Source organism: Ramlibacter sp., from assembly GCF_035655895.1.
Lineage (GTDB): Bacteria > Pseudomonadota > Gammaproteobacteria > Burkholderiales > Burkholderiaceae_C > Ramlibacter.
This window is the reverse complement of sequence record NZ_DASRTN010000011.1, coordinates 432,007-443,389: the sequence shown is the minus strand read 5'-3', so window position 1 is coordinate 443,389 and position 11,383 is coordinate 432,007. Positions and strand designations below refer to the sequence as shown.

At 68.2% G+C, this 11,383-nt stretch carries 10 protein-coding genes and 2 pseudogenes; 5 read left to right on the top strand and 7 right to left on the bottom strand.

The features are described from left to right. The 4 genes and pseudogenes from VFE82_RS14455 to VFE82_RS14440 form a co-directional block, all read left to right on the top strand. A pseudogene (locus tag VFE82_RS14455) lies at window positions 1–145 on the top strand (electron transfer flavoprotein subunit alpha/FixB family protein); the annotation flags it as partial. Between the two features lie 67 nt (window positions 146–212). Then, a complete protein-coding gene (locus VFE82_RS14450) occupies window positions 213–2,003 on the top strand; it encodes an acyl-CoA dehydrogenase (RefSeq protein WP_325001015.1) in 1,791 nt (596 codons plus the stop codon). Window positions 2,004–2,095: 92 nt separating this feature from the next. Then, complete coding sequence (locus VFE82_RS14445) at window positions 2,096–3,058, top strand: nitronate monooxygenase family protein (protein WP_325001014.1); 963 nt, start codon at window positions 2,096–2,098, stop codon at window positions 3,056–3,058. Window positions 3,059–3,094: 36 nt separating this feature from the next. Further along, on the top strand, window positions 3,095–4,177 hold the full coding sequence (locus VFE82_RS14440) for a PA0069 family radical SAM protein (protein WP_325001013.1): 1,083 nt from the start codon (window positions 3,095–3,097) through the stop codon (window positions 4,175–4,177). On the opposite strand, the gene VFE82_RS14435 is transcribed toward VFE82_RS14440, so the two are convergent. From VFE82_RS14435 to grpE, 4 genes and pseudogenes are all read right to left on the bottom strand, one after another. Next, window positions 4,178–4,741: a hypothetical protein gene (locus VFE82_RS14435; RefSeq protein WP_325001012.1), complete on the bottom strand. Its 564-nt coding sequence runs from the start codon at window positions 4,739–4,741 to the stop codon at window positions 4,178–4,180. Window positions 4,742–4,934: 193 nt separating this feature from the next. Next, on the bottom strand, window positions 4,935–6,086 hold the full coding sequence (gene dnaJ, locus VFE82_RS14430) for a molecular chaperone DnaJ (protein WP_325001011.1): 1,152 nt from the start codon (window positions 6,084–6,086) through the stop codon (window positions 4,935–4,937). Between the two features lie 78 nt (window positions 6,087–6,164). Then, window positions 6,165–8,135 (bottom strand): annotated as a pseudogene (dnaK, locus tag VFE82_RS14425) (molecular chaperone DnaK); the annotation flags it as partial. Between the two features lie 71 nt (window positions 8,136–8,206). Continuing rightward, window positions 8,207–8,776 (bottom strand): nucleotide exchange factor GrpE, encoded by a 570-nt coding sequence (gene grpE, locus VFE82_RS14420; RefSeq protein WP_325001010.1) that lies wholly within the window; start codon window positions 8,774–8,776, stop codon window positions 8,207–8,209. A gap of 209 nt (window positions 8,777–8,985) precedes the next feature. Here grpE and VFE82_RS14415 point away from each other — a divergent pair, with 209 nt between their 5' ends. After that, window positions 8,986–9,369 (top strand): RidA family protein, encoded by a 384-nt coding sequence (locus tag VFE82_RS14415; RefSeq protein ID WP_325001009.1) that lies wholly within the window; start codon window positions 8,986–8,988, stop codon window positions 9,367–9,369. A 36-nt stretch (window positions 9,370–9,405) separates the two neighbouring features. On the opposite strand, the gene VFE82_RS14410 is transcribed toward VFE82_RS14415, so the two are convergent. From VFE82_RS14410 to VFE82_RS14400, 3 genes are read right to left on the bottom strand one after another with little or no spacing between them, the layout of a single operon-like run. Then, window positions 9,406–9,756: an FKBP-type peptidyl-prolyl cis-trans isomerase gene (locus VFE82_RS14410; RefSeq protein ID WP_414708760.1), complete on the bottom strand. Its 351-nt coding sequence runs from the start codon at window positions 9,754–9,756 to the stop codon at window positions 9,406–9,408. Between the two features lie 29 nt (window positions 9,757–9,785). After that, window positions 9,786–10,970 carry a fumarylacetoacetate hydrolase family protein gene (locus VFE82_RS14405; RefSeq protein WP_325001008.1) on the bottom strand — a complete coding sequence of 395 codons (1,185 nt, stop codon included), beginning with the start codon at window positions 10,968–10,970 and terminating at the stop codon, window positions 9,786–9,788. After that, entirely contained in the window at window positions 10,967–11,293 is a 327-nt protein-coding gene (locus VFE82_RS14400; RefSeq protein ID WP_325001007.1) for a winged helix-turn-helix transcriptional regulator, read from the bottom strand. The genes VFE82_RS14405 and VFE82_RS14400 overlap by 4 nt, the downstream gene beginning before the upstream one ends. Between the last annotated feature and the right edge of the window lie 90 nt (window positions 11,294–11,383).

Here is an 11,383-nt window from a genome sequence, read left to right as displayed (position 1 = left end):
CATCCAGCACCTGGCCGGCATGAAGGACTCCAAGGTGATCGTGGCGATCAACAAGGACCCCGAGGCCCCCATCTTCAGCGTGGCCGACTACGGCCTGGAGGCCGACCTGTTCCAGGCCGTGCCGGAACTGGTCAAGGCGCTGTAACCCGCACCACCGGCCACACGAGGCGTCGCTTGCGACGCCTTCTTTTCATCCGCTCGAGAGGCACACCATGAGCTACCGCGCCCCGCTGAAGGACATGCTGTTCGACATCCGCCACCTGGCGGGCATCGATGCCATCGCGAAGATCCCCGGCTTCGAGGAAGCCGGTTTCGAGACCGCGCAGGCCGTGCTCGAGGAGTGCGCCAAGTTCAACGAGGAAGTCGTCGCGCCGCTCAACGTGCCGGGCGACCGCAATCCCTCGAGCTGGAACGACGGCGCGGTGACCACGACCCCCGGGTTCAAGGCGGCCTATCGGCAATATGCCGAGGGTGGCTGGCAGGGCCTGCAGCACCCGACCGAGTTCGGCGGGCAGGGATTGCCGAAGGTGATCGGCGCCGCCTGCGGCGAGATGCTCAACTCCGCCAACCTCAGCTTCGCGCTGTGTCCGCTGCTCACCGATGGCGGGATCGAAGCGCTGCTCACGGCCGGCTCCGACGAGCTCAAGGCCAACTACCTGCACAAGCTGGTGAGCGGCGAATGGACCGGCACTATGAACCTGACCGAGCCGCAGGCCGGGAGCGACCTGGCCCTGGTGCGCACGCGCGCCGAACCGCAGGCCGACGGCACCTACCGGGTCTTCGGCACCAAGATCTACATCACCTACGGCGAGCACGACATGGCGGACAACATCGTCCACCTGGTGCTGGCGCGCGTGTCGGGCGCCCCGGAAGGCGTCAAGGGGATCAGCCTGTTCGTGGTGCCCAAGTTCCTGGTGAACCAGGACGGCTCGCTCGGTGCGCGCAACGACGTGCACTGCGTCAGCATCGAACACAAGATGGGCATCAAGGCCTCGCCGACCGCCGTGCTCCAGTACGGCGACAAGGGCGGCGCGGTCGGTTACCTGGTCGGACAGGAGAACCGCGGCCTGGAGTACATGTTCATCATGATGAACGCCGCACGCTACGCCGTGGGCGTGCAGGGCATCGCGGTGGCCGAACGCGCGTACCAGAAGGCGGTGGCCTATGCGCGCGAGCGCGTGCAGTCGCGTCCGGTGGACGGCTCGATGCCCGGCAGCGCGCCCATCATCCACCATCCCGACGTCAAACGGATGCTGATGACGATGCGCGCGTACACCGAGGGCTGTCGCGCCATGGCCAGCGTCGCTGCGGCGGCGTACGACGCCGCGCACCACCACCCGGACGCCGAGGTGCGCAGACAGAACCAGGCCTTCTACGAATTCATGGTGCCGCTGGTCAAGGGCTACAGCACCGAGATGAGCCTGGAGGTCACCTCGCTGGGCGTGCAGGTGCACGGCGGCATGGGATTCATCGAGGAGACCGGCGCGGCGCAGTACTACCGTGACGCCAAGATCCTGACCATCTACGAAGGCACGACCGCGATCCAGGCCAACGACCTCGTCGGGCGCAAGACGGCGCGCGACGGCGGCCAGACCGCCCGCGCGATCGCCGCGCAGATCGAGGCCACCGAGGGCGAGCTGGCGCGCCGCGACTCCGTCGCCGCGCGCGCCGTGCTCAAGCGCCTGACGGCGGCCCGCCTGGCATTCCTGGACGTGGTCGACTTCATGGCCGGGCACGCCAAGGCCAGCCCGAACGCGGTGTTCGCAGGCTCGGTGCCCTACCTGATGCTGGCGGGCAACCTGGTGGCCGGCTGGCAGCTGGCGCGCTCGCTGCTGGTGGCCGAGGAGCTGGCGGCCAGGGGCGAGGACCGCGCCTTCATGGAAGCCAAGATCGCCACGGCGCGCTTCTACGCCGACCATCTGCTGGCCCGTGCACCGGGCGTGCGCGACAGCATCGTCGAGGGCGCGGACAGCGTCACGGCGATGCCGCTCGAGGCCTTCTGAGATCATCGCCGGGCCGAGCCTGCCGAAGCCCTCCTGCCGCTCCGCCCATCCCCCCAGGGATCGGGCCGGACGGTTCCCTTGACGGAGACACCATGTCCAAGCTTCCCGCCGCCCTCCAGAACCTGGCCCTGCCGGTGATCGGCTCGCCACTGTTCATCATCAGCAATCCCAAGCTCGTGATCGAGCAGTGCAAGGCCGGCATCATCGGCGCGATGCCGGCGCTCAATGCCCGCCCGGCCTCCCAGCTGGAGGACTGGCTGGCCGAGATCACCGAGACGCTGGCGGCGTGGAACAAGGCCCATCCCGACCGGCCAGCCGCGCCGTTCGCCATCAACCAGATCGTGCACAAGAGCAACGACCGCCTCGAGCACGACATGGAGATGGTCGTGAAGTACAAGGTGCCGGTGATCATCACCTCGCTGGGCGCGCGCACCGACGTCAACGAGGCGATCCACAGCTACGGCGGCGTGGTGCTGCACGACATCATCAACAACTTCTTCGCCCGCAAGGCGATCGAGAAGGGTGCCGATGGCTTGATCGCGGTGGCTGCGGGCGCGGGCGGCCACGCGGGCATCAAGAGCCCGTTCGCGCTGATCCAGGAGATCCGGCAGTGGTTCGACGGCCCGCTTGCGCTCTCGGGCTCCATCGCCACCGGCGGAGCCGTGCTGGCGGCCCAGGCCATGGGAGCCGACTTCGCCTACATCGGCTCGGCCTTCATCGCGACCCACGAGGCGCGCGCCTCCGATGCCTACAAGCAGGCCATCGTCGAGGGCAACAGCGACGACATCGTCTACTCGAACCTGTTCACGGGCGTGCACGGCAACTACCTGAAGCCGTCGATCCGCGCCGCCGGGCTCGACCCCGACAACCTTCCTGAGAGCGATCCGAGCAAGATGAACTTCGCGGGCGGCGAGGGCAGCAAGTCCAAGGCCTGGAAGGACATCTGGGGCTGCGGGCAAGGCATCGGCGCGGTCAAGGAGGTCACCGGCGCCGGTGAACTGGTGGCCCGGCTGCAGCGCGAGTACTCGGAGGCCAGGGCACGCCTGTGCCGCTGAGCCGGTCGGCCGCTATACTGGATGAAAATCCAGTGCATGGCCGACATCCACATTCCCATTGACGCGATCAAGGGTCGCGGCGCCGCCACCCGGCATCCGCACCGCTTCGAGCGGGATGCGCGCGAGGCGTTCGACGACGGCTGGGAACCCGATCGGGAGGCCGGCGCGGCGCCGCCTCCGCGCACCGAGGTGATCTGGGAGGAGGCGCGCAGCGTCATCAGCACCAACGACTCGCCCGACATCTACTTCGACCGTGGCCTGAACCCCTATCGCGGCTGCGAGCACGGCTGCATCTACTGCTACGCACGGCCGACCCACAGCTACCTCAATCTCTCGCCGGGGCTCGACTTCGAGACCCGCATCATCGCCAAGCGCAACGTCGCCCAGGTGCTGCGCCGCGAGCTGAGCCGCAGGAGCTACCAGCCCGGCATGCTCGCGATCGGCGCGGCGACCGACTGCTACCAGCCCGTCGAGCGCGAACTGCGGCTCACGCGTTCGGTCCTCGAGGTGCTCGACGCCACCAGCCATCCGTTCTCCTTGGTGACCAAGAACAGCGGTGTCGAGCGGGACCTGGACCTCATCGCACCCATGGCCGCGCGCAAGCTGGCGGCGGTGTACGTGACGATCACCACGCTGGATGCCGGCCTCACCCGCAAGCTCGAGCCGCGCGCTGCAGCGCCGCACCGGCGCCTGCGTGCGATCCGCACGTTGGCCGACGCGGGCATCCCGGTGGGCGTCAGCCTGGCACCGCAGATCCCGTTCCTGACCGACGACATGGAACAGGTGATGGAGGCCGCCTGGGAGGCGGGTGCGCGCAGCGCCTTCTACCATGTGCTCCGGCTTCCCTGGGAGGTGGCTCCGCTGTTCCGCCAGTGGCTGGAGCAGCATTACCCGCAGCGGGCCGAACGGGTGATGGCGCGCGTGCAGGACATGCGCGGTGGCAAGGACTACGACGCCGACTTCGCGACGCGCATGAAGGGCAGCGGACCGTGGGCAGAGCTGATCGGCCAGCGGTTCCGCAAGGCGGCATCACGCATCGGGTTCAACCGCGAGCGATTCGAGTTCGACACGTCGCAGTTCAGGCGACCGTCGCTGGACGGCCAGGCCAGCCTGTTCTGATCAGGCGGGCAGGCGTCCCAGCAGCGACAGCGCGCCGGCGGCCACGCATGCGGCCAGGACCATGCCCAGGATGTTCGAGCGCAGTTGGACCGGCCCGCCGAGGCGGCGCAGCTGCGCGTTCCAGATCCAGATCATTGGCAGGAGGCCGAGCAGCACCAGCAAGGTCGGCAACTGCCATCTGAAGAAGCTGGCCCACGGAGGCAGCAGCAGTCCCAGGCGCTTGCCTTCGACCGCGGCCTGGAAGCTCAGGTCCTGCACCCACGTGCCGCCGGCCAGCAAGGCCGCCACCAGGAACAGCAACGTGGCCATGGGCTTGAGCGTGCGGCGCCAGCCGAAGAGACTGAGGACGAAGCCGACGATGCCGGCGACCACCGCGCCCGCCACCAGCGAACGCCCGAGGTTCTCGCTGCCGCCGACCAGGGCGCGCCAGACCCAGACATTGCATGCGAAGCCGATCCAGAGACTGGCGCCGGTGATGGCCCAGCCTGGATGCAGGGCCACGCGGGTTTCGCCCGGCGTGAGGACCGAGTGGAATCCGGTGTGGCGGAACAGCTTCAGGGACATTGCACAATTTTGAAGCACGCGCCGCGTCCCGCAAATGGCAGTGTGGCGCGGCGCTGACAGTGCGGCGGGCATTTCCCTCCTGCCGTCTCGCCCACGCACGCCCTGGGGTCGAGCGCCGCGAGCCGCCGGCCCCAATGGAAAGACCCCGGCCACTGGCGTGGCCCGGGGTCTTCGTCCGAGGCGGATGCGCCGTTCAGGCGCTGAAGAAATTCTTCAGCTTGTCGGCCCAGCCTTCTTCCCCGGGCGAGTGCTTGGAACCGCCCTTGCGCAGGGACTCGTCCAGCTCGCGCAGCAGCTTGCGCTGGTGCTCGGTCAGCTTGACGGGGGTCTCGACGCTCACGTGGCAGTACAGGTCGCCGGGGTAGCTGGAGCGCACGCCCTTGATGCCCTTGCCGCGCAGGCGGAACTGCTTGCCGGCCTGGGTGCCCTCGGGGATGTCGATGGCAGCCTTGCCGGCCAGCGTCGGCACCTCGATCTCGCCGCCGAGGGCGGCCCGCGTGAACGAGATCGGCACCACGCAATGCAGGTCGTCGCCATCGCGCTCGAAGATCGGATGCTTCTTCAGCCGGATCTCGATGTACAGGTCGCCGGGCGGCCCACCGTTCGTGCCCGGTTCGCCGTTGCCGGCGCTGCGGATGCGCATGCCGTCGTCGATGCCGGCCGGGATGCGCACTTCCAGCGTCTTCTGCTTCTTGACCTTGCCCTGGCCGTGGCAGGTGGGGCAGGGGTCCGGGATGATCTTGCCCGCGCCGCGGCAAGTGGGACAGGTCTGCTGCACCGAGAAGAAGCCCTGGCGCATCTGCACCACGCCCGCGCCGTTGCAGGTGCCGCACTGCTTGGCCTGCGTGCCCGGCTTGGCGCCGCTGCCGTGGCAGGTGTCGCAGGAGTCCCAGGTCGGGATGCGGATCTGCGCTTCCTTGCCAGCCGCCGCCTCCTCGAGGGTGACCTCCATCGCATAGGACAGGTCGCCGCCGCGGTAGACCTGGCGCCCGCCTCGTGCGCCGCCCGCACGGCCGCCCTGGCCGAAGATGTCGCCGAAGATGTCACCGAACGCCTCGGCGAACCCGCCGAAGCCCTCCGGTCCGGCCCCACCCGGGCCGCGCATGTTCGGGTCGACACCAGCGTGCCCGTACTGGTCGTACGCGCCGCGCTTGTCGGCATCCGACAGCATCTCGTAGGCTTCCTTGGCCTCCTTGAACTTGGCCTCGGCTTCCTTGGCCGCATCCCCCTGGTTGCGGTCGGGGTGGTACTTCATCGCAAGCTTGCGATAAGCCTTCTTGATCTCGTCTTCCGAGGCGTTCTTGGGAACGCCCAGGACGTCGTAGTAATCGCGTTTCGTGGCCATCTGTGGGTGATTCTCTCAGCGAAAACGCCGCGTTGGCTTGTTCCACCAACGCGGCGCGTTCTCGGCTAGGCGCCGCGATCAGCCTTTCTTGACTTCCTTGACCTCGGCATCGACGACGTTGTCGTCGTCGGCGGGGCGGGATCCGCCCGCAGCCGCCTGCGCGTCCGCCGGGCCGGCACCGCCCGCAGCCTGGGCTGCCTGCGACGCCTGCATGTCGGCATACATCTTCTCGCCCAGCTTCTGGCTGGCCGCCATGAGCGCGTTGGTCTTCTCCTCGATGCGGGCCTTGTCGTCGCCCTTGAGGGCTTCCTCGACCTCCTTCAGCGCGGCCTCGATCTTCTCCTTCTCGGCCCCATCGAGCTTGTCGCCGTACTCGCCCAGGCTCTTCTTGACGCTGTGGACCAGGGCCTCGCCCTGGTTGCGGGCCTGCACGATCTCCAGCTTCTTCTTGTCCTCGGCCGCGTTGAGCTCGGCGTCCTTGACCATCTTCTGGATCTCCTCCTCGGACAGGCCGGAGTTCGCCTTGATGGTGATCTTGTTCTCCTTGCCCGTGCCCTTGTCCTTGGCGCTCACGTGCAGGATGCCGTTGGCGTCGATGTCGAAGGTCACCTCGATCTGGGGCAGACCGCGCGGTGCCGGCGGAATGCCTTCCAGGTTGAACTCGCCCAGCAGCTTGTTGCCGCTGGCCATCTCGCGCTCGCCCTGGAACACCTTGATCGTCACGGCCGGCTGGTTGTCGTCGGCGGTCGAGAAGGTCTGGGCGAACTTGGTCGGGATGGTCGTGTTCTTGGCGATCATCTTCGTCATCACGCCGCCCAGGGTCTCGATGCCCAGCGACAGCGGGGTGACGTCCAGCAGCAGCACGTCCTTGCGGTCGCCGCCCAGCACCTGGCCCTGGATGGCCGCGCCCACGGCCACGGCTTCATCGGGGTTGACGTCCTTGCGCGGCTCCTTGCCGAAGAACTCCTTGACCTTCTCCTGGACCTTGGGCATGCGGGTCATGCCGCCGACCAGGATCACGTCGTGGATCTCGCCGACCGACACGCCCGCGTCCTTGATCGCGGTGCGGCAGGGGGCGATGGTGCGCTCGATCAGCTCCTCGACCAGGCTTTCCAGCTTGGCGCGCGACAGCTTGACGTTCAGGTGCTTCGGACCGGACGCGTCGGCCGTGATGTACGGCAGGTTGATGTCGGTCTGTGCGCTGTTGGACAGCTCGATCTTGGCCTTCTCGGCGGCTTCCTTCAGGCGCTGCAGGGCGAGCACGTCCTTGGACAGGTCGACGCCCTGTTCCTTGCGGAACTCCGCGATGATGTAGTCGATGATGCGCTGGTCGAAGTCCTCGCCGCCCAGGAACGTGTCGCCGTTCGTGGAGAGCACTTCGAACTGCTTTTCGCCGTCGACGTCGGCGATCTCGATGATCGACACGTCGAACGTGCCGCCGCCCAGGTCATACACGGCGATCTTGCGGTCACCCTTTTCCTGCTTGTCCAGGCCGAAGGCCAGCGCCGCGGCCGTCGGCTCGTTGATGATGCGCTTGACTTCCAGGCCGGCGATGCGGCCGGCATCCTTGGTGGCCTGGCGCTGGGCGTCGTTGAAGTACGCGGGCACCGTGATCACGGCCTCGGTGACGGGCTCGCCCAGGTAGTCCTCGGCGGTCTTCTTCATCTTGCGCAGCACCTCGGCGCTGACCTGCGGGGGCGCCATCTTCTTGCCGCGCACTTCCACCCACGCGTCGCCGTTGTCGGCCTTCGCGATGGTGTAGGGCATCAGGTTGATGTCCTTCTGGACTTCCTTTTCCTCGAACTTGCGGCCGATCAGGCGCTTGACCGCGTACAGGGTGTTGCGCGGGTTGGTGACGGCCTGGCGCTTGGCGGAGGCGCCGACCAGGATCTCACCGTCCTCCTGGTACGCGACGATCGAAGGCGTGGTGCGCGCGCCCTCGCTGTTCTCGATGACCTTGGGGGTATTGCCCTCCATCACGGACACGCACGAGTTGGTGGTGCCCAGGTCGATGCCGATGATCTTTCCCATGTTTCTCTCCTGTCTGCTTGGGGACGTGCCCCGATTCGAATCTTGCTGCGGTACTTGTGGATCACTGGCGGTGTTTCAACCCGCCTGCGTCATTGCGGCGCGCTCACGGTGACCAGGGCCGGGCGGAGCACCCGCTCGGCGATGACGTAGCCCTTCTGCAGGACCGTGACCACGGTGTTGGCCTCCTGGCCGGGCGCGGGCACCATCGAGATGGCCTGGTGCTGGTGCGGGTCGAACCGCGTGCCGGCGGCCGGGGCGATCTCCAGCACCTTGTTGCGCTCGAGCGCGGACTTGAGCTGCCGCAGGGTGGCTTCGGCGCCCTCGCGGATCTGCTCGGGGGTGGCATCCTTGATCGCCAGTCCGGCTTCCAGGCTGTCGGCCACCGGCAGCAGGCTCTCGGCAAAGCTCTCGATCGCGAACTTGCGTGCCTTGGCCATTTCTTCATCCGCACGGCGGCGGGTGTTCTGCATGTCGGCCTGGGCCCGCAGGTACTGCTCGGAAAGCTCCTTGTTGCTGGCCCGGAGGTTCTCCAGCTCGGCCAGGGCGGCCGTCAGGTCCGCCGCGTTGGCGGCATCGGCTGCCTCGCGCTCTTCGGGGCTGATGTCGGCGGGCCCGGGGGCGCCGTCCAGCGTCGGTTCGATCTTCGTCGGGTCGTTCATGCTTGAAATGGGTTGAGCGGCGAAAAAAAGCTGCGAGGGACCTTGGGGCAGGGTAGCCCTTTTCAAGGTGCGGGAATGACGATCCAGCCCAAAAAAATGCTGAGCCAGCCCGGACGGACTATGGCGGGGTGCGCGGCAGGTCCGTGGATGGGTCCGGGCCCCGGTCGAAGGGCCGCCTAAAGTGGCGGTCCGACAACCGAGGAGGATCGATGACAAGGCAATGGATCAGCTCCGGCTCGCGCTTCGAGCAGGAGATCGGCTATTCGCGGGCCGTGGCCGACGGCGACTGGGTGTTCGTGTCCGGCACCACCGGCTTCGACTACGCGAGCATGACCATCGTGGACGACGTGGCCGGCCAATGCGAGCAGGCGCTGCGCAACATCGCGGCGGCACTGGCCGAAGCCGGCGCCACCCTGGACGACGTCGTCCGGGTGAACTATGTGCTGCCCGACGGCGCGGACTTCGAGCCGTGCTGGCCGGTGCTGCGACGCTACCTGGGCGAGGCCCGGCCGGCGGCGATGGTGATCACCGCCGGGCTGCTCGACCCGCGGATGAAGATCGAGATCGAGGTGACGGCGCGCAAGCGCCGCTGACCGAGGTCGGCGGAGTGCCAGGCCCCGCCGCCGGGCTCAATGCGCGTCGAGCAGTTCGACGTCGAACTTGAGCGTGGCATTCGGCGGGATCACGCCGCCGGCGCCGCGGGCGCCATAGCCCAGCTGCGGCGGGATGATCAGGGTGCGCTTGCCGCCGATCTTCATGCCGGCCACGCCCTCGTCCCAACCCTTGATCACCATGCCGGCGCCCAGCGAGAAGGCGAACGGATCGTTGCGGTCGCGGCTGGAATCGAACTTGGCGCCCTGCTGGCCGTTGTTGAACAGCCAGCCCGTGTAGTGCACGTGCACATGCTGGCCGGCTTTGGCCTCGGCGCCGGTGCCCGGCGTGGTGTCTTCGTACTGCAGGCCGGAGGGGGTGGTGATCATGCGAATCCTTGTGTTGGTTGGGCGGGCGCTCAGCCGAGCAGACCGCGGCGGGCCAGGTCCCGCATCAGTGCGCCGGTGCCGTAGGTCCAGGGCGGGATGCGGTCGCTGGTGTTCACGCGGTTGGCGAGTGTACCCAGGGCCGGCGTCGAGACGGTGACCACGTCGCCCACCACGTGCGTGAACCCCTGGCCCGGGCCGTGGCGGTCCTGTGTCGGCGCGAACATGGTGCCGAGGAACAGCACGAAGCCGTCGGGGTACTGGTGGTTGGCGCCGCACGCCTGGGCCACCAGGTCGAGCGGATCGCGGCTGATCATCGCCAGCGAGCTGGAGCCTTCCAGCACGTAGCCCTCCGGGCCCTGCACCTGCATCGCCAGGTCGCAGCGCCGCACGTCGTCGATGCCGAACGCCTCGTCGAACAGCCGGATGAACGGGCCGATGGCGCAACTGCCGTTGTTGTCCTTGGCCTTGCCCAGCAGCAGGGCGCTGCGGCCCTCGAAATCGCGCAGGTTGACGTCGTTGCCGAGCGTTGCGCCCCGCACCCGGCCGCGGCTGTCCACGGCCAGCACGATCTCCGGTTCGGGGTTGTTCCAGCCGCTGTTCGGGTGCAGGCCGATCTCCGCTCCGGTGCCGACCGCGCTCATGGGCTGCGACTTGGTGAACACCTCGGCATCGGGGCCGATGCCCACTTCGAGGTACTGCGACCAGACACCCTGGGCGATCAGGACGTCCTTGAGGCGCATGGCTTCGGGCGAACCGGGCTTGACCGCCGACAGGTTCTCGCCGATCACGCCCACCACCGCCTGGCGCACCGCCTCGGCCTTGGAGGCGTCGCCGCGCGCCTGCTCCTCGATCACGCGCTCGAGCATCGAGGCCACGAAGGTCACGCCCGCGGCCTTGATGGCTTGCAGGTCGATCGGCGCGAGCAGGCGCGGCCGGTTCGCGTGCTGGGCGTCGCAGGCACTGTCGGCCAGCAGCGTGGCGGTGTCGCCGACGCGCGGGCCCTGGAAGGCGCGCACGGCGGCGGCCGGGTCGGGCAGCTCCAGCAGGTGGCTCACGGTCGGCGCCAGCCGGGACAGGTCGAACACGCCGTCGGGCGTGGCGCGCACGGGAACGGGACCCTGGCCGTCGATCCAGACGCGGCCGACGAGCAGGGCCTGCGCCGCGTCGCGGGGCAGGGCGGCAGAGGGGGTGAGGGCGGATTGGAGGTGGTTCATGGGGTAGGTGGAAGTTTCTTTCGGCCCTGCACCGCCGTCCAGCGGACGGCGAAGGCAGGCAGGTCGGACAGGCGCTTGAGCAGGTCTGCGCCGATGGGAGTGACACAGTAGCCGTCGTGGCCGTGCCCGAGCAGGCCGGCTTCGCGCAGTTCCTTGATGCGGGTGTTCAGCGTGTTGGGCGTGATGCCGCCCACGCTGTCCTGCAGCAGCCGGAATGTCTGCGGATGGCCGTCGCGCAGCGCCCAGAGCACGCGGATGGCATAGCGGGCCTCCAGCAGCGCGAGCAGCTGCGACATGGCAACGTGGTTGTCCTTCGAGCTCATCTTGTTCTTCTCCTCCGTGCCTTCGGCCCGTCGCGGCGGGAGGGGCAGTGTACGCAGGCGGCGCTACACAAACAATAGCGGGAGAACCCC